This window comes from Flavobacterium noncentrifugens (assembly GCF_900100375.1).
GTDB classification, from domain to species: domain Bacteria; phylum Bacteroidota; class Bacteroidia; order Flavobacteriales; family Flavobacteriaceae; genus Flavobacterium; species Flavobacterium noncentrifugens.
Genome location: NZ_FNEZ01000002.1, coordinates 300,886 through 319,231, shown reverse-complemented (window position 1 = coordinate 319,231; position 18,346 = coordinate 300,886). Strand labels below are relative to the sequence as shown.

Here is an 18,346-nt window from a genome sequence, read left to right as displayed (position 1 = left end):
AAGTGAAAACTTGCAGGCTTTTTCGTTAATATGATTTCCAGTGTCGGCAAAAAGCCGTAACATTGCGCTTCTTCAAAAAACCATTTTCATGAAAAAAGCCTGGATATTTATCATCATTGCCGTTTTAGGCATTACCGGATTTTATGCCTGGAGAAAGATGGCTGGCGCTCCCGACATCCGGCTTGAAAATATTGCGTTGCAAAATCTTTCAGGTTTAGAGATCGATCTGGCACAACGCAACAGCCAGAAACCGATGATCATTACATTTTGGTCTGTTTCTTCAAAAGACAGTAAAGATGCATTTTTGCTTTTAAAAAATGCATACGCGAAACATGGAAGCAGCATCAATTTCATGATGGTTTCAGACGACGAAATCGAAGAGATCACGACTTTTAAAATGAACTACAGGTTGCCTTTTTACTTTGCCCGAAGTGTGAAACCTTTGGATGACTACAACATTTACAACCTGCCAACGGTTTATTTTTTCAATGCTGCCGGAAAATTGGTTTCCAAAAAATCGGGTCTGTTGACCCAAGCCGAAATTGAAACTGAGATTTCAAAAATAGATTGAATGATTTTAAGCGAAGATGACCGCTTCTTTATTGTATTTGTTTCGGTATTCAATCGGCGTAAGCCCGCTGATCTTTTTAAAAACATCCCGAAAAGCTTTGGTGTCATTATAACCTACGTCAAACATCACTTCGCTGATATTTTTCCGGCTGGTTTCAAAACTGCGCTTTGCCGCCTCGACTCTCACGCGCTGCATGTATTCAACAATCGTGTTGCCGGTCGCTTTTTTAAACCTGCGCTCGAGGCTTCTGCGCCCTGTTGCGAATAAAGCGGCGAGTTCGTCGATCGGGGTTTTATCTTCAAAATTGGTTTCAATATGCTCCTGCAGATTTTTGACAACCAGGTCTTCGTGGTCTTTTTGGCCTTGGAACATGATGAAAGGCGACTGACTGTTTCGGTCGATGTCGATCATGAAAGTCTTTGAGATCATGATCGCCATTTCACGTCCGGCATGCTTTTCAATCAGGTAAACCAGTAAATTCAGGAATGAATACGCGCCGCCACTGGTGTAAATACGGTCTTCATGCGTCATGATCTTGTCGTCAACTACGTGGACTTCGGGAAACAACTGCCTGAATTGCTGGGCTGCGGCCCAATGTGTCGCGCATTTTTTTCCGTTTAAAAGCCCGGTCGCAGCCAGAAAAAATGCCCCGATGCAAAAACTGGCCACTTCTGCCCCATCATGATATTGTTTTTTAATCCATTCCAATATTTCAAAATTGGCTTCGATAGCCGAAGCGATATCGCTGTGGATCGCTGGAATGATGATGATATCGGTTTTTACAACATCTGAAATCAGGCAATCGGGAACAATCGTGTAAGCACCGTTTCTTTGAATGATCTTTTCATTTATGCCTACCAGTTGCACTTTAAACAACGGTGGCATTCCCATTTTTGCTGCAAAAGCATTGGCTTCAGAAAATATGTGGTGCGATCCGTCGATGTTGGGAATGCTTGAATGGCCCTGCGGAACAATGATGGAAATGTGTTTCATTTTGCTATTAGTTTGGTTGATCTGATACAAATATAAAAAACAGTTTGTCGCGATCGACCTGCGGATAAGACGTTATTGCATATTTTATTTTATGAAGACTATTGTTAAATTTGTATAATCGACTTAAAATCAAACCAATATTATGAAAAATATTAAAATCACCTACTGGACACTGACCATTATTTTTGCAGCACTGATGATTCTTGACGGCATCGGCGGCGTCACCCAACAACAGGAAGGACAAGCAGCATTAAGGCAACTCGGCTATCCGATATATTTGATGTGCATCATTGGAACTGCAAAAATATTGGGCGCCATGGCTTTGGTCCAGAACAAATTCAGCACTTTAAAAGAATGGGCTTTCGCCGGATTTGCATTCAATTTTATCGGGGCATCATTGTCATGGGCTTTTAGTGGCGGACAAGTACTTTTAGTTTTGATTCCGCTGGTCATGCTGGTTTTCATGGCACTGGTCTATTATTTCTGGAAGCGGTTTCAGGAAACTTTACTGTAACAGCATCCTCCCAACGGAGGATTTTTTTGTAAAAATCTGTAACCTTTCCCTGAAATACTATAAGTGTAAAATGCCCATAAAAGAGGAAATTTGGATGGATTGCAATTTCCATAATGCTTTCAGGTTCAGATATGAAAACTTATAAAAATTTGAGCGGGAATTCGGGCATTAAAGCCTATCAGATCAGCCAGCAGAGCATTCGAATTGCTTTTTCTGACGGAAGTGTTTATCTGTACAATTACGCTTCCAACGGAAAACGCGCCGTAGAAATCATGAAAGGCCTGGCTGAAAAAGGAATCGGGCTAACGACTTACATCAACCAGGAAGTCAGGGATCAATATGCAGAAAAGCTCAAATGAAAGCAATTGAATTGTCATGGAAGATTTTGTTAAAGATGTACTCCAGCACGTAGAAAACTACTATTACGGAATTGTAAATGTGACGCCTAAAATTGTTCTGGCGGTTGTCGTTTCGCTTGTTTCGTGGTTTGTCGCTGCAAAAATCCAGCAGATTTCTGACAGAAGGCTTCAGAAAAAAATGCACGATGCCTTGCTGGCGAATTTCATTTCAAGATTGGTCAAAGCGTTTTTTTTAGTGATCGGATTTCTGATTGTCCTGCGGATCATCGGATTGACCGGAATTGCCCAAAGTTTGTTGGCCGGTGCCGGAATATCAGCGTTTATCATTGGCTTTGCCCTAAAAGACATAGGTGAAAATTTCCTTGCCGGCATATTACTCGCTTTTAAACGCCCTTTTTCCATCGGTGAAATTATTGAAAGTAACGGTGTAAAAGGAAAAGTCCTGGCATTGAATCTTCGCGATACGCAGATTAAAAGCGACGGAAAAGACATTTACATCCCAAATGCGCTGCTGATCAAAAATACGCTCATCAACTACAACAGTGAAGGATTTTTGTTGCAGGATTTTTTAATCGGGTTGGAATATGGCGCAGATTACCAACATGCAATTGCAGTCATTAAAAAAACACTTTCGGATATTGAAGATGTGATGAACGAAAACCTGCCGACTTCAGCAGTAGTATCGAATGTAACCGGAAGTACGATCCAGATCATGGTGCGGTATTGGGTTAAAACCGATGCCGATATGACGAATGGGGAAACCAAATCAAAAGTCATCATCTGCATCATGAAGGCGCTGAAAAAGGAAAATTTCGATATAAAATGATCTTTGAATTGTTGTAACAATTTCGCATAATTCAATAACAAAAAAACAAGGCTTAAAACCTTACTTTGTAAAAAACAAAATCTTACATTATGAAAAATATATGGACCACAGCCGCATTTTTGCTCACAGTAACGTTTGCTTCGGCACAACAAGGCGATCAGCAGCCAAACGATGATCAACTGCAACAACAGGCCCCAAGGGAAACTCAACGCACCGTGGAACGCTCTGCAAAAGTAGAAGCGGTTAAAACCGAAGGAAATGCTCAGGTAGAAGCTGAAAAAGAAACCAAAGACAAAAGCCAGACACAAAGACAAACCAAGGTGCAGCCGGTAGGAATTAATCCGTCGGATTCGGATGCAAAAAAACCGAAAAAAGCCAAATAATCTTGGTTTGAATGATGAAAGACGAGGTTATTAAAGTATAAAATTTTAAGTGTCGGAATTGTTATTTTTAACTGTAAACTTTAATTTAAACGCAGATTCCATAAAGCAGGAGGCAAACACAAAAGAATGCACGAAACAGCCAAAAACTGCTTAAGATTCTAAATCACTGAAAGTTTTAAAAATTGCAAAACCCTTTATCTGAATGGAAGCTGTATAAAGGACAATGTAATTCTAGTTTTTCACTATTCAATTGGAAGCTGATAGAGAAATTATAAATCGGATAATTTGCAAGTGCAGATTATCCTTTTTTTTGATCTGAACCTAAAAAATCACGTCTTCTTTTTTGCTTTTTTTAAAAAATCAAATGGCAAATTGTCTTTAAAATGCTACCTTTATAATCCTAACAGAAATCAATCATTCATGGAATTATTCAACAATCTTAGTCTGGAAGAGCAGCAAACTTTATTAAAATTTCCGGCATACATTACCATTTTAGCTTCAAACGCCGACGGCAAAGTTGATGATGCTGAAAAAGAAGCGGCAATCGACTTAACGCACATTCGAAGTTATAAAAGTGATGAAAAACTCTCCACTTTCTACAAAGAAGCCGAAAAAGTATTTGAGAAAAATATGGAAGAACTGATCAGCCAGCTTCCTGAAAATAAAGAAGAAAAAGAAGCGGCTATTGTTAATGAACTAAAAAAGCTGGAGGATATTTTGCTGAAATTGGGTTACAGTTATACAAAATCCATGCATGAAAGCATGCGTACTTTTAAAGAACACGTTTCCAATGCACACAACAATGTGTTACAGGGTTTTATATTCCCCATACCGATCAAAGGAATTACAGAATAAACAAGGCAGCTTCAGAGCTGCTTTTTTATTTGCTTTTAACATATATTCTTTTAAAAATTACCACATCGTTTTATTTCATAACAAAATAACAGTTTTGGCATAAAAATCATCAGTAAAAATACAACTTAGAATGTTTTTCCCTATTTTAGCGCCCTCATACCACAATTTATACCCCCATATTTTGATAATGAAAAGATATTTTCTTTTTCTAAGCCTCGTATTTGCTACTATTCGCCCGGTTTACGCACAATGCTGGTCACAGGTTTCAGGTGGCGGTTATCATGCCGTTGCGCTAAAGTCTGACGGCTCACTTTGGGCATGGGGAAAAAATGTATCGGGCCAATTGGGCGACGGAACTTTTGAAGATAAAACAACACCCGCACAAATTGGCAGCAATAAAAACTGGCTGATGATCTCTGCCGGAAATGAGCATACGATGGCCATTAAAAATGACGGCACCCTTTGGGCCTGGGGAGAAAATACTTATGGCCAATTAGGAGACAGCACTTACATCAGCAGCAATCTTCCAAAACAAATCGGAACGGATACCGACTGGAAATATGTTTCTGCAGGCTCTATTTTTACATTGGCGCTAAAAGAAGATGGCTCATTGTGGAGTTGGGGATGGAATGACCACTATGAACTGGGGACCGGAAATACAGAAAGCGTAACATTTCCAACACATGTTGGAGAAGATACTGATTGGCAGATGGTATCGGCAAGCACGCTTTCGGCCACTGCTATAAAAACAGACCACAGCATTTGGTCTTGGGGCGCAAACGTAGAAGGTTCGCTTGGCGCTGTGATTCTTCAGTTCCAGGAAATCCCGGCGCAAATCGGTGCTAATGTATTTGATTACGGCACCACTTCTTCGGGCGGGTTTACAAGCATGAACATCAAAACCGACGGCACCATCTGGGGATGGGGATTCAATGCTTATGGCACTGTTGGCAACGGTTCAAGCAGTAATGTGCGTGTGCCGGTTAGGATTGGCTCTGACAGTGATTGGGTACAAGCAGTCACCAGCACATCGATTACAAGAGGTATCAAAGAAAATGGACAATTGTGGGTATGGGGAAAAAACGATATTGGGCAATTGGGTGACGGAACAACAATCAATAAAAATTCGCCTGTTTTAATAGAACCTGATAAAAGCTGGAAATCAGTTTCGGGACGCCGTGAGTTCACAATTGCAATTGACAGCAACAATGCGTTATGGGCATGGGGAGACAATAGTTATGGACAATTAGGCGATGGCACACGAAACGACAAAACCACTCCTGTTGCAATCAGCAGCAATTGCCAACTTATGGCGCAACGATTTTCTGGAGCCAAAATTTCATTACAGCTTTATCCAAATCCGGTAAATGACATTTTATTTATTGACAACAGCGAGAAAACCCCGATCGATTTTTATACGATTACTGATATGACCGGAAAGAAAGTAACAGAACATGACGGCAGTGTCTCGGCGGTAAATTTGCAGGAATTGCCGGCAGGGATTTATATTTTTCAGGCTTTTTCAGGCAGCAGTTCTTTTCAATCTAAGTTTGTAAAACAATAATATACGTTTTTTGTTGAAAAGGCCCGGAGACTTTGTTTTTCGGGCCTTTTTATTTCCTGCATTTTTTAGTATTTTGATTTGTAGCTGAATATTCCTGTTGAAATGCTATATTTGCCCGCTTTTTAAAATTCAAAAATGACAAACAACAATCTTATTAAAGGGGTATTTCTTGTAAGCCTAGGCGCAACGAGCTACGGAATGCTCGCGACATTTGTAAAACTTGCCTATTCAGATACCGGAATTACCGGAAATCCTTTTACACCTGCTGAAGTGATTTCTTCACAGTTCATCCTGGGGATTATAGCCATTCTCATCATCAATTGGTTTCAGAAAATCCGAAATAACGGAACTGCCGTCAAAGCCAACCGCCGCGACATTACACAATTGATGGTCGCCGGAACTTCAACAGGGCTCACGAGCATTTTTTATTACCTCGCCGTAAAGTACATTCCGGTTTCTATCGGGATCGTATTGCTCATGCAAACCGTCTGGATGGGCGTATTGCTCGAAATGTTTCTCGAAAAGAAAATCCCTTCTCCTGTAAAGATCGTTGCCGTAGCGATTGTTCTTTTGGGTACTGCATTGGCAACAAACCTGATTCACAACAACAATGAACTTGACTGGCGCGGCATCGTACTCGGCCTTTTGGCTGCCGCTTCATTTACGACAACAATGTTTACTGCGAATCGCGTAGCGGTACACATTTCGTCGGCACAACGCAGTTTGTACATGCTTTTGGGCGGCGCTGTGATTGTTTTCATTTTTGCCTGCGTAACGATTTCAACTCCAATCAACTATGATATCTTTTACAAATGGGGAATTTTATTAGCCTTGTTTGGAACCGTGATTCCGCCGATGTTGCTTAATGCTGGTTTTCCGCATACTGGAATCGGACTTGGCAGTATTGTTTCTTCGTTAGAATTGCCTGTATCGGTAACAATGGCGTATTTTTTACTGAATGAAGAAGTCATCGGACTCCAATGGTTTGGCATTGCATTGATCTTGTTTGCGATTGTGATCATGAACGTTAATTTTAAGCCTAAAAGCAAATAATTTGCGTATATTCGGTACATCTGACTCTCAAATACCACAAAAAAGATGAAGAGATTTTCACTTAAAAATGTGATCGACATTACATTTTTTGTAATTATGATTGCGTTCTCCATATTGGTGTATTCCACTTACAACCGCGCGCAGCAGGTCAAGAAAAACCGGATTATCGTCAACCGCACGAGCAACATCAACAGCATACTCGAAAAAGTATTGTCAAGCGCCATTGATATTGAAACCGGAACCCGTGGTTTTACCATCACGGGAGATGACAACTATCTTGAAGTATACCAAAGCGGGCAAACCAACATCAAAGAGTGGATTGATTCATTAGAGTCTATGACTAAAAGTGACACGCTTCAAATCCTGAAACTCGACACGTTACAACAGCTTATTGATTCCAAGAAAAAAATCAGCGCATTAACGATCAAAACCCGAAAAGAGTTCGGTATGGAACGCGCCGCAGAAATTGTCAAAACCGGCCGCGGAAAAGAAATCATGGATTCCATCCGTGTCATCGTTGCCAATTATCAAAACAATGCTGTAAAAATATTGTCTGAAAACCTCAACGAAACAGAAGAAAACGTAAAAGCCAGAAACCGAAACTTTTCGCTTTTTACGATCATTACTTTCCTGATCGTTTTCTTTGCTTATGTCAAGATCAGGCAAAATGCGAAAAGGCTGATGCTTGACCAGATCATTCAGGAAAATTTGATGGATGAGCTTACCATGCAAAACCAGCAATTGAATGATTTTGCAAACATGACCTCGCACAACCTGAGGTCGCCTGCAGCAAACATTACTTCTCTGGTCGCGGCAATCTATGAAGACAGCACGATCGATGAATACAAAATGATTTTTGACATGCTCAGGAAAGTAGCATACAACCTCAACGAATCTTTGAACCAGTTGATGGAAGTGCTGCACATCAGAAAGAACAAATCCATCGAAAAGGAAACCATCACATTCGAAAATGTTTTTACAAAAACTGTTGAAACTTTACAAGGTGAAATATTGAAATCGGATGCGAAAATCACTTCTGATTTTACAAATGCCAGCCAGATTTTATATTCCCCGATTTATCTGGAAAGCGTGTTCCACAACCTGATCAGCAATGCTTTAAAATACCGAAACCCTTCAAGAACACCCGAAATTCATGTCTCGACCGAATTTAAGAACAACCATGTTTACCTTCACGTCATTGACAACGGACTCGGAATCGACCTTATTAAAAACGGCCACAAACTGTTTGGAATGAACCAGGTTTTCCACAACCATCCGGAAGCAAAGGGCATTGGCCTGTTCATGACCAAAGCACAAATCGAAACGATGAAAGGGAAAATTTCTGTGCAAAGTGAAGTAGGAAAAGGAACGCATTTCACTGTAATGTTCGGAAATTAAACCGTCATGAAATAGTAAAAATGCAATTTCGCGCCTGTTTTTTGGCATCATTTTAACATCTTACAGAAAAAAATCCTACATTAGCTTAAACCATAGTGCTAAAAGTACTTGAAATAAAGCAAAAAGTATGACATTTCCATGGCACTTATATGTAATGGCTCTGGGCTATATTCTTGCTGGAATGAACCATTTCCGGAAGCCGAGGCTGTATATGCGAATGATTCCAGAATTTTTTCCAAACCCAAAATTATTGAACATCATTAGTGGTGCCTTAGAGATCATTCTCGGCATACTGCTTTGCATTCCTGCGGCTTCACCCTACGCTGCCGTTGGGATCATTGCGCTGCTGATTGCCATTTTTCCTGCCAATTTGTTTATGTATATGAACGAAAAAGCAGCGCTCGGAATGCCAAAATGGGCACTCTTGTTACGGCTTCCATTACAAATCGTATTGATCATCTGGGCTTATCAATATTCGAATTTCATTAAATAATTATCAATAAACACAAACATTATGAAGAAATTTGCAGCAGAATTTATTGGAACATTCTGGTTGGTTTTAGGCGGTTGCGGAAGCGCTGTTTTGGCGGCCAACTTCACTTCGGAGCCTTTCATCGGAATCGGCCTGGTAGGCGTTTCACTCGCTTTCGGACTTACCGTTTTAACCATTGCTTATGCTTTGGGACGAATTTCAGGAGCGCATTTAAATCCGGCAGTAACCATCGGATTGTGGGCTGGTGGACGTGTTGAAGCCTCTACGGTCTTGCCATACGTCATCTCACAAATCCTTGGCGGAATTGCCGGAGCCGGCGTTTTATATGTCATCGCAACAGGAAACGGCAGCGGCATCGGGAATTTTGCAGCCAACGGTTTTGGCGAACATTCTCCTGGCGGTTATGATATGATGTCGTCGTTTGTAACCGAATTCGTTATGACGTTCATGTTCCTGATCATTATCTTCGGGGCAACCGAAAAAGACCGCGCACGTGAGGGTTTTGCAGGAATTGCAATCGGATTGGCATTGGCATTAATTCATTTGATCAGTATTCCCGTAACCAACACCTCGGTAAATCCTGCCCGAAGCATCAGCCAGGCCGTTTTCGTTCAAGGCTGGGCATTGCAGCAATTGTGGCTTTTTATCGCTGCTCCAATCCTTGGTGCCATTGCAGGAGGTTTGGTCTACAAACACCTATTGAGAAAAACAGAATTCGAACCGGAAGACAGGAAAGAATAATCATTGATTGCTTAATAATGGATAATTGATAATGAACAATTGATAATTATTTTGATTGTCATCACTTAGAAAGCTTCAATAACTGGAGCCTTGTGTTTATTAAATTTGGAAGATGCTCCATGCTCCGGACGGGGCACATACTTTACATTATCAATTGTCCATTATCAATTGCCTTTTAGTAAATTTGGGTGTAAATCTTTTTGAAAATGAATGACATCATTGCTTATTTTTCGACGATTCCGTCTTTACATCGCGGATTGATCTTGGCTGGCGGCATCGCTTTTTTCTGGCTTTTGGAAAGTATCAATCCATTGTTCAAGCTCAATTATAAAAAATGGAACCACGCCGGAATCAATATCTTTTTCACATTGACTACGATCATCGTGAATTTTGTCATGGCGTTCATTTTGCTCATGGCTGCACATTGGGTGACCAAAAACCATTTCGGAATCCTGCAATGGCTTCCTGAAATGAATATCTGGATTTTTACCCTTATCGGATTGCTGCTGATGGATCTGATCGGCGCCTATCTTGCCCATTGGGCGCAGCACAAAACCCATTGGATGTGGCGTTTTCACCTGATTCACCATACCGATACCTGGATCGATACCACTTCTGCAAACCGCCACCATCCAGGTGAAAGTGTCATCCGGTTTGTATTTACAACTTTGGCGGTTTTAGTTATCGGTGTGCCGATGTGGCTGGTTTTTTTGTACCAGTCGTTGTCTGTCATCTTTTCGCAATTCAACCACGCGAATATTTCACTTCCGAAAAATATCGATCGGATTTTAAGTTACGTGATCGTTTCGCCTGACATGCATAAAGTCCACCACCACTATGTTTTGCCTTACACCGACAGCAATTACGGGAATATTTTTTCGGTTTGGGACCGACTTTTCGGGACATTTTCGATATTGGAACGCGACAAAATTGTTTACGGCGTAGACACGCATCACAAGCCCGAAGCGCACAATAATCTTAAAAACCTGCTTAAAATCCCGTTTCAAAATTACCGTTCGGCATCCGAAAATAAAAATCGGTAAAAAAATTCGCGACAGCTGAAAAAGTGATTATTTTTTTTCTTAATATTGATTCGGAGTTTTAACCGCAATACGTATTTGTCTGAATTAATTTCGATTGATGAAAAAGAGTAAACGCATAGAATTGACCTGGGAACAAAATGAGAGGCTCGTAACGCTGGCACTTGAAGAACGGAATCCGTTTGAAATCATAAAAAAGGAATTTGGCTTTGCCGAAAAAGAAATTCTCGAAATTATGAAAAAAAGGCTCGCCGCAGACAAATTTGAACTGTGGAAGAAAAAAGCGATGGCAAGCAAACCAAAGCCTAAACCACCAAAAATTGACGATTTTGACGAAGATCTTGACGGCAAATATTACATCAAAAATAAAATCGATTAAATACAAACTCCTGTTCAAGCAGGAGTTTTTTTATGGCCGGAAATGTTTAATGTTAAGTCCGTACTAAAAACATTTAACACGCTGTAACTATTTTATACATTCGCGTACTTATTCCTTAAAAAAACAGAAATAAATGAAAAAATTAGTCCTGTCATTGGCATTAGCCACTGCTTTGTTCAGTATAAATGCAAATGCACAATCAAAAAACAGCAGTGACATGAAAGTAGACATTGACCTCAACAATGTCAAAGACGATAAAGTGATGGTTACGGTCACGCCGACAAAAGTAACAGCCTCTGAAATCACTTACCACATTCCCAAAACAGTTCCAGGAACTTATTCTGAAGACGATTACGGAAAATACATCGACAACCTCAAAGCATTCGATGCCAAAGGAAAACCGCTGTCAGTGGCCAAAATGGACGACAATTCATGGACCATTAAAGACGCAAAAAAACTTGCCAAAATTACTTATTGGGTCAATGACACCTACGATACAGAAGAACCCGGACATGAATTTGGCAGCAAATCTGTTTTTTCACCAGCCGGTACAAATATCCTCGAAGGCAAGAATTTCATGATTAATACACATGGATTTGTTGGTTATTTTGATGGAAAAATCACCGAGCCTTATACTTTAACGATCGATCATCCTGCAACACTTTGGGGCGCAACATCAATGACCGATACCGATGCAAGCGCGACAAAAGACAGTTTCACCGTTTCGCGTTATGCCGAATTGGTCGAAAACCCGATCATGTATGCCAAACCTGATTATACGACATTCAACATCAGCGGCATGGAAATCCTCATCGCAGTGTATTCTCCAAACGGTTTGATCACGGCAGAAAGCATCACTCCGGAAATGAAAACCATGATGACGGCGCAGAAAAATTTCCTTGGAAAATTCAATGCTACAAAAAAATACAGCGTCCTGATTTATTTATCAGATGTCAATACGAAAGACGCACAAGGTTTTGGTGCTTTAGAACATCCAACGGCTACGACTGTTGTGATGCCTGAAGCGATGCCGAAAGACCAACTGGCCGAACAATTGAAAGATGTCGTTTCTCATGAATTCTTTCACATTGTCACGCCATTGACGATTCATTCGAAAGAAATTCAGGATTTTGATTATGCAGCGCCAAAAATGTCAGAGCATTTGTGGATGTATGAAGGCGTAACCGAATATTTTGCAAACCTGTTCCAAATCAATCAAGGCTTAATTTCTGAAGATGATTTTTATACGAGAATGGCCGGAAAAATCGCTAATTCCAAAAACCTCGACGACACGATGCCATTTACAAAAATGAGTGCCAATGTGTTGGTAAAACCTTACAAAGACCAATATTTAAATGTTTATGAAAAAGGCGCACTCATTGGAATGTGCATCGATATCATCATCCGTGAGAAAAGCAACGGTGAAAGAGGAATTTTAGATTTGATGCAAAAACTGTCAAGCTTTTATGGTGTCAATAAAGCGTTCAACGACAACGAATTGTTTGCAAAAATCACTGAACTGACCTATCCTGAAGTGGGCGAATTCTTAAATACTTATGTGGCTGGGCCAACGCCAATACCATACGAAACATTCCTTGCAAAAGTGGGCGTGACCAAAGTAGCGACGAAAACCCCGGGCAATGTTTTCATCAAAGGACAAAAACCATACATCACAGTCAATCCGAATACCAAAGAAATCATTTTGTTTCCTGATGCGATTTTGCCTGATTTTTATGCCGCAGTTGGAATGAAAGGCGGTGATATCATTGCAGGCGTAAACGGAAAAGATTACAATCTTGACAACATTTACGACATGATCATGAGCAGCGAGAAATGGAAAGAAAATGATCCGATCGAAGTCAAGATCAAACGCGATGGCAAAGACATGACACTCAAAGGAAAAGTCAAATTGCCTTATGACGATGCCGAAACGTTCAAGGCGACAGACAGCAGCAAAACAAAACTCAAAGAAGCCTGGCTGAAAGGATAATTCCAAAAATCAATCCCCGATTTGTACTGCAGATTGGGGATTTTTTTATTATTTTGCGAACCCGGCGCCAAAGTGGCCGAACGGAACATCGTTAAAACAAAAATTCATGAAATATTCGATTGCTGCACTATTCGCGTCGCTTCTAATCATTGGCTGCAGCCAAAAAGACTCCGGTAAAAACCTTCACATTACCGGAAATATCAAAGGCCTGAAAAAAGGAACTTTATACATCCAGAAAATTGTCGATACGAGCCTGGTTGCCATCGACACGATCAAAATTGACGGCGATTCGCATTTTGCTGCCGAACTTGACATCAAATCCCCGGAAATGTATTATTTGTTCCTCGATCGCGGTGTGACGAATTCGCTCGACAACAATTTGCCGTTTTTTGCTGAAGCCGGAAACATCAATATCGACACCAGCCTAGACTATTTCACCTCCGATTCAAAAATTTCAGGCTCTAAAAATCAAGAGAAATACGGCGAATACAAAAAAGTAGCGGCACGTTTTAATGACCAAAACCTCAGTTTGATCGAAGCCAGGTTTCGCGCATTCAAAACAAACAACATTAAAACGATTGACAGCATTTCAGAGGCGCAGGCGCAAATTTTGAAAAGACGTTACCTGTATGCGACGAATTTTGCATTAAATAACAAAGACCTTGAAGTATCGCCTTACGTAGCGTTAACAGAAATTCCCGATATCAATCTTAAATACATTGATACGATCCAGAAATCGATGACACCAAAAGTTGCCCAGTCGATGTATGGAAAAAAACTGATCAAGTTTTACAACGATCGGAAGAAACAGGAAACCGCAAAATAAAAAAAGCCGCTGAATTTGTCAGCGGCTTTTTTATAATTAGATTTGAAAATTTCCAAGTTTGAAAATATTTCCAAAAACAAAAAACCACCACAACTAAATGTGATGGTTTTCTTTGGAGCCGATAGAGGGACTCGAACCCACGACCTGCTGATTACAAATCAGCTGCTCTAGCCAACTGAGCTACACCGGCGTCTCATTACGGGTGCAAATATAGAAGTGAATTTTAAATTTCCAAAATAAAATCACACTTTTTTATTGCTTTTTTTTATTGCAAATCGTTGATTTTAGCAACAAGTTGATTTGCAGCTTGTTCTAATTCTACATTGATTTGTTTGAAATGCGCTTTTTTGTTCTCTACGTTTTTAGCGTTCACTTTAGTGATTAAAGCATCAAATGTACCAATCGCTTCGTCGATCAATGCATTGGTTTCGTCTGTTGGTTTTCCTGAAGTTGACATTTCAAATAAATATACTGCTTCAATAATATCACCCAATACGTAGTTGATGTCTTTCTTTAAATTCTTAACGTTTGCCATTTTATTTTTAATTTTTAAAATCAGGTGCAAAAGTACACATATTCTTCTTATATATGACTATGAAATGTAAATTTCTAAAACAGAAGCTTTTCCGCTCAGCGCGAATGCTTTTAAAGCGGCTGGCATTAAAACCGTATCGCCTTTTTTATAGTCGAATGTTTCACCGTCGCTTTCAATCGAAAAATTTCCATCGACACACATGTAAACCGTAAAGCAATTGCCGTCTTTTACAACTTCCGATTTTCCGTCAAGCGGAATAAAACTTGTCGTAAAATACGGGCAATCAACCATAACATTCGGCTGGTTCTGTGTTTTGGAATATTGTTTTTGCGTGTCGGTCGTATTGTAATTGATCGCTTCCACTGCCAGATCGGTATGCAATTCGCGGGTATTTCCATTCGCGTCTTTTCGGTCAAAATCATAGATTCGATACGTAATGTCAGAAGTCTGCTGAATTTCTGCAATCACAAGTCCTGCGCCGATCGCGTGAACCGTTCCTGTTGGCAGAAAAAACACGTCGCCCTGCTTTGTTGCTACCGAATTCAAAATTGACAGTATATTTTTCTCTTTAATGCTTTTCAGATATTCCTCGGGGCTCGATTTTTCTTTAAATCCAACAATGATACGTGCATTTTCATCGGCCTGCATCACATACCACATTTCAGTTTTCCCGAAGGAATTGTGGCGTTTTTTTGCGAGTTCGTCGTTCGGATGCACCTGAATCGACAAGTCTTCGCGCGCATCAAGGTATTTGAACAACAACGGAAATTTCTTGCCAAAATCATTATGAATTTTTGTCCCGAGCAATTCGTCCGGAAATTCATTGATGATATCCGCAAGTGATTTTCCTTTTAAATAGCCATTAGCAATGACGCTGACATCGCCTTCAACATCAGACAATTCCCAGCTTTCCCCTGTAATTTTAGAAGTGATCGGCTTGTTTAAAAAGGTTTTTAATTTTTCTCCGCCCCAGATCCTGTCTTTCAGGATCGGCTCAAATTGAAAAGGATAAAGTGTTGTGCTCATATTTTTTTGACAAATTTCAGGATTTTGGACAATTGTTTTGTGATACGATTTCTGCAATTGTTTGCAGTATTTTTTACTTTCCGCTATAGGTCACGAAATTTCGCGGCGTTTCATATAAAACAATTTCCAGATCGAAATCGGGATTGATTTTACTTCGGATTTTATTCCAGATGACAACTACTATATTTTCCGCTGTCGGATTTAAGTCTGCAAATTCGGGAACATCAAGATTGAGGTTTTTGTGATCAAATGGTTTTTCAACTTCTTCAAGAATCAGGTCGGCCAATTCTTTAATATCCATAACATAACCCGTTTCCGGATCGATTTCGCCGGTCACGCTAACGGTCAATTCATAATTGTGTCCATGAAAATTGGCATTGTTGCATTTCCCAAAAACCGCATCATTTTTCTCGAATGACCAGTCTTTGCGGTGCAGACGGTGCGCGGCATTAAAATGGGCTTTCCTGCTTACAGTCACTTTCATCTGATTTTTGATTTACGATGTTGGATTTACAATTTCACTTCGGCTTCAGACATTTGACTTTCGACTTTCGACTCTATAATTTATGGTCTTCAAGATAATGGTAAAATTCGTCGAAAATGATCTTGAACCAAACCGTATAAATTTCGGGATTGGATTGCATGTCGGACTTTACATCTTCGATTGCCATCCATTTCCAGCTTTCGGCTTCTTCGGTATTTATTTTCGGATCATCATTGTAATATCCAATCATAACATGATCGAATTCGTGTTCGGTCAATCCATTGTCAAATGGCGCTTTGTAAATGAAATGGAACAATTCTTTGAGTTCGGTTTTAAAACCCATTTCTTCAAATAAACGGCGCGAACCGGCTTCAATATTGGCTTCGCCTTCGCGCTGGTGGCTGCAGCAAGTATTTGTCCACAACAATGGCGAATGGTATTTTCCGGCGGCGCGTTGCTGCAGCATGATCTCATTTTGATCATTCAGTATAAAAACAGAAAATGCCCTGTGAAGCAAGGCTTTTTCATGGGCTTCTAATTTCGGCATCAGCCCGATTTGTTCGTCGCGGTCATTTACGAGAATGACATTTTCTTCTGGAGTAAAGTTCATAGCTGCCCAAAAATACGAAAAAGTTGTTAAAAACCGATTGGTTTAACGTTCCGTTTCGAATTGTTTGAAAGAAAAATGTGAAATTATTTTTTAATAGTTTCTGCACATTTCAACGCACATTTCTCGCCATCGATCGCGGCAGAAATAATTCCGCCCGCATAACCCGCACCTTCTCCGCACGGATACAATCCTTTGATCTGAACGTGTTCATAGGTGACGACATCACGTGGAATCCGCACTGGCGACGATGTCCTGGATTCCGGAGCATGCAAAATTGCATCATTCGTCAAATAACCCCTGACCGATTTTCCGAATTCTGAAAAACCTTCGCGCATGATCTGCGTTAAAAAACCGGGGAAAACCTGCCCCATTTCTACAGGCGTTGTTCCCGGAACATAAGAAGTTTTCGGAATATCTGATGAGGTTTTGCTTTGTGTAAAATCGACCATCCTTTGTGCCGGGACTTTTTGGGTTTGTCCGGCTAAATGCCATGACTTTTGCTCGATGCTTTTCTGGAATTCCATTCCGGCCAATGCGCCAAATTTGGCAAAGGGCTTGAAATCTTCAAGTTTTAATTCGACCACAATTCCAGAATTGGCTGTAGCCTGATCGCGTTTTGACGGCGACCAGCCATTTGTAACGACTTCGCCCGGACTAGTTGCACAAGGTGCAATCACACCGCCCGGACACATGCAAAACGAATACATGCCCCGGCCATTGACTTGTTTTACAATTGAATAAGCGGCGGGCGGCAAATATTCGCCACGGTAATCACAGCTGTACTGGATTTTATCAATCAGTTCCTGCGGATGTTCGGCACGAACGCCAAGTGCGAATGGTTTGGCTTCGATAAAGATTTTTTTGCGGTCGAGCAATTCGAAAATGTCTCGCGCGGAATGTCCGGTGGCAAGGATAATTTTTGAAGCCGTGATCGTTTCGCCGGTATTGGTGACGATTCCCTGCACTTCATTATTTTTGAGAATGATGTCGGTCAAGCGCTTATCAAACAACACCTTTCCTCCAAATTCGATAATTTTTTCACGAATGTCTTCGATGATTTTCGGAAGTTTATTTGTTCCGATGTGAGGATGTGCTTCGATCAGGATATCGGGTGAAGCGCCAAAAGCTACGAAAAGATTCAGGATCCTGTCGACATCGCCACGTTTTTTGGAACGCGTGTATAATTTTCCGTCAGAATAGGTTCCTGCGCCGCCTTCGCCAAAACAATAATTCGAATCTTCGTTGACAATGTATTCGAGGTTGATCGCTTTCAGGTCGCGTCGCCTTCCGCGTACATCTTTGCCGCGTTCGATCACTATTGGCTTTAATCCGAGTTCAATCAATTGTAAAGCTGCAAAAAGTCCGGCCGGGCCTGCGCCAACGACAATCACTTCGGTAGCGTTTGAAACATTTTTATAGTCGGGAAGTTCTGTTTTTAACGCTTCAACTGTTTCACCTTCAAAGAAAATCAGCATTTTTAAGTTGACTTTGATCGCTTTCTGGCGCGCATCGATCGAACGTTTTAAAATCGTAACATGTGCAATTTCACTAACAGGAACACTGATCATCTTTGCGATGTGTTCTTTTAGCAATGCATTATTTGCAGCGATTTCAGGAGAAACCTGGATTAGAAGCTCTTTTGGCATGTTTCAATTTTTGGCAAAATTAGGACAAATAATCAAGTTGCGGAAATTAAAAAAGGCTTG

The 18,346-nt window shown here is 40.6% G+C and carries 21 protein-coding genes and 1 tRNA gene; 15 read left to right on the top strand and 7 right to left on the bottom strand.

The annotated features are described in order from the left end of the window. Positions 1–88: 88 nt before the first annotated feature. A complete protein-coding gene (locus BLS32_RS06135; protein WP_139171702.1) occupies positions 89–571 on the top strand; it encodes a TlpA family protein disulfide reductase in 483 nt (160 codons plus the stop codon). A 6-nt stretch (positions 572–577) separates the two neighbouring features. On the opposite strand, the gene BLS32_RS06130 is transcribed toward BLS32_RS06135, so the two are convergent. Then, positions 578–1,564, bottom strand: a complete 987-nt coding sequence (locus BLS32_RS06130; protein WP_091392932.1) for a GlxA family transcriptional regulator — start codon at positions 1,562–1,564, stop codon at positions 578–580. Positions 1,565–1,706: 142 nt separating this feature from the next. Here BLS32_RS06130 and BLS32_RS06125 point away from each other — a divergent pair, with 142 nt between their 5' ends. The 14 genes from BLS32_RS06125 (at position 1,707) to BLS32_RS06060 (ending at position 13,985) form a co-directional block, all read left to right on the top strand. Then, positions 1,707–2,078: a DoxX family protein gene (locus tag BLS32_RS06125; RefSeq protein ID WP_091392931.1), complete on the top strand. Its 372-nt coding sequence runs from the start codon at positions 1,707–1,709 to the stop codon at positions 2,076–2,078. A 131-nt stretch (positions 2,079–2,209) separates the two neighbouring features. After that, positions 2,210–2,437, top strand: coding sequence for a hypothetical protein (locus BLS32_RS06120; RefSeq protein ID WP_091394619.1), 228 nt, complete (start codon positions 2,210–2,212; stop codon positions 2,435–2,437). 16 nt (positions 2,438–2,453) lie between these two features. After that, positions 2,454–3,263 carry a mechanosensitive ion channel family protein gene (locus BLS32_RS06115; RefSeq protein ID WP_091392928.1) on the top strand — a complete coding sequence of 270 codons (810 nt, stop codon included), beginning with the start codon at positions 2,454–2,456 and terminating at the stop codon, positions 3,261–3,263. An 89-nt stretch (positions 3,264–3,352) separates the two neighbouring features. After that, positions 3,353–3,646 carry a hypothetical protein gene (locus BLS32_RS06110; RefSeq protein WP_091392927.1) on the top strand — a complete coding sequence of 98 codons (294 nt, stop codon included), beginning with the start codon at positions 3,353–3,355 and terminating at the stop codon, positions 3,644–3,646. 420 nt (positions 3,647–4,066) lie between these two features. Next, the gene (locus tag BLS32_RS06105) at positions 4,067–4,501 is read left to right on the top strand and encodes a hypothetical protein (RefSeq protein ID WP_139171701.1); all 435 of its coding nucleotides are present in this window, start codon (positions 4,067–4,069) and stop codon (positions 4,499–4,501) included. A gap of 187 nt (positions 4,502–4,688) precedes the next feature. Further along, positions 4,689–6,065: a T9SS type A sorting domain-containing protein gene (locus tag BLS32_RS06100; RefSeq protein ID WP_170227539.1), complete on the top strand. Its 1,377-nt coding sequence runs from the start codon at positions 4,689–4,691 to the stop codon at positions 6,063–6,065. Positions 6,066–6,200: 135 nt separating this feature from the next. Continuing rightward, positions 6,201–7,118 carry an EamA family transporter gene (locus tag BLS32_RS06095; protein WP_091392921.1) on the top strand — a complete coding sequence of 306 codons (918 nt, stop codon included), beginning with the start codon at positions 6,201–6,203 and terminating at the stop codon, positions 7,116–7,118. A gap of 45 nt (positions 7,119–7,163) precedes the next feature. After that, the gene (locus BLS32_RS06090) at positions 7,164–8,516 is read left to right on the top strand and encodes a sensor histidine kinase (protein WP_091392919.1); all 1,353 of its coding nucleotides are present in this window, start codon (positions 7,164–7,166) and stop codon (positions 8,514–8,516) included. A 127-nt stretch (positions 8,517–8,643) separates the two neighbouring features. Beyond that, on the top strand, positions 8,644–9,009 hold the full coding sequence (locus BLS32_RS06085) for a DoxX family protein (RefSeq protein ID WP_091392918.1): 366 nt from the start codon (positions 8,644–8,646) through the stop codon (positions 9,007–9,009). A gap of 21 nt (positions 9,010–9,030) precedes the next feature. Then, positions 9,031–9,750 carry an aquaporin Z gene (aqpZ, locus tag BLS32_RS06080; RefSeq protein ID WP_091392916.1) on the top strand — a complete coding sequence of 240 codons (720 nt, stop codon included), beginning with the start codon at positions 9,031–9,033 and terminating at the stop codon, positions 9,748–9,750. Positions 9,751–9,956: 206 nt separating this feature from the next. Next, on the top strand, positions 9,957–10,793 hold the full coding sequence (locus tag BLS32_RS06075; RefSeq protein ID WP_091392915.1) for a sterol desaturase family protein: 837 nt from the start codon (positions 9,957–9,959) through the stop codon (positions 10,791–10,793). Between the two features lie 97 nt (positions 10,794–10,890). Further along, on the top strand, positions 10,891–11,169 hold the full coding sequence (locus BLS32_RS06070) for a DUF2805 domain-containing protein (protein WP_091392913.1): 279 nt from the start codon (positions 10,891–10,893) through the stop codon (positions 11,167–11,169). Between the two features lie 133 nt (positions 11,170–11,302). Then, on the top strand, positions 11,303–13,159 hold the full coding sequence (locus BLS32_RS06065) for a M61 family metallopeptidase (RefSeq protein WP_091392912.1): 1,857 nt from the start codon (positions 11,303–11,305) through the stop codon (positions 13,157–13,159). A 106-nt stretch (positions 13,160–13,265) separates the two neighbouring features. Then, a complete protein-coding gene (locus tag BLS32_RS06060; protein WP_091392910.1) occupies positions 13,266–13,985 on the top strand; it encodes a DUF4369 domain-containing protein in 720 nt (239 codons plus the stop codon). Positions 13,986–14,098: 113 nt separating this feature from the next. Here BLS32_RS06060 and BLS32_RS06055 read toward each other — a convergent pair. The 6 genes from BLS32_RS06055 to BLS32_RS06030 all read right to left on the bottom strand — a co-directional run bounded on the left by BLS32_RS06055 (position 14,099) and on the right by BLS32_RS06030 (position 18,286). Next, positions 14,099–14,175: transfer RNA gene (locus tag BLS32_RS06055), tRNA-Thr, on the bottom strand. 75 nt (positions 14,176–14,250) lie between these two features. After that, positions 14,251–14,520: a hypothetical protein gene (locus tag BLS32_RS06050; protein ID WP_091392909.1), complete on the bottom strand. Its 270-nt coding sequence runs from the start codon at positions 14,518–14,520 to the stop codon at positions 14,251–14,253. Between the two features lie 57 nt (positions 14,521–14,577). Beyond that, positions 14,578–15,546: a type I phosphomannose isomerase catalytic subunit gene (locus BLS32_RS06045; RefSeq protein WP_091392907.1), complete on the bottom strand. Its 969-nt coding sequence runs from the start codon at positions 15,544–15,546 to the stop codon at positions 14,578–14,580. Positions 15,547–15,619: 73 nt separating this feature from the next. Further along, positions 15,620–16,030, bottom strand: a complete 411-nt coding sequence (locus tag BLS32_RS06040) for a 6-pyruvoyl trahydropterin synthase family protein (protein WP_091392906.1) — start codon at positions 16,028–16,030, stop codon at positions 15,620–15,622. Positions 16,031–16,103: 73 nt separating this feature from the next. Continuing rightward, on the bottom strand, positions 16,104–16,640 hold the full coding sequence (idi, locus tag BLS32_RS06035; RefSeq protein ID WP_091392904.1) for an isopentenyl-diphosphate Delta-isomerase: 537 nt from the start codon (positions 16,638–16,640) through the stop codon (positions 16,104–16,106). 83 nt (positions 16,641–16,723) lie between these two features. Then, positions 16,724–18,286 carry an NAD(P)/FAD-dependent oxidoreductase gene (locus BLS32_RS06030; protein WP_091392902.1) on the bottom strand — a complete coding sequence of 521 codons (1,563 nt, stop codon included), beginning with the start codon at positions 18,284–18,286 and terminating at the stop codon, positions 16,724–16,726. Positions 18,287–18,346: the final 60 nt, after the last annotated feature.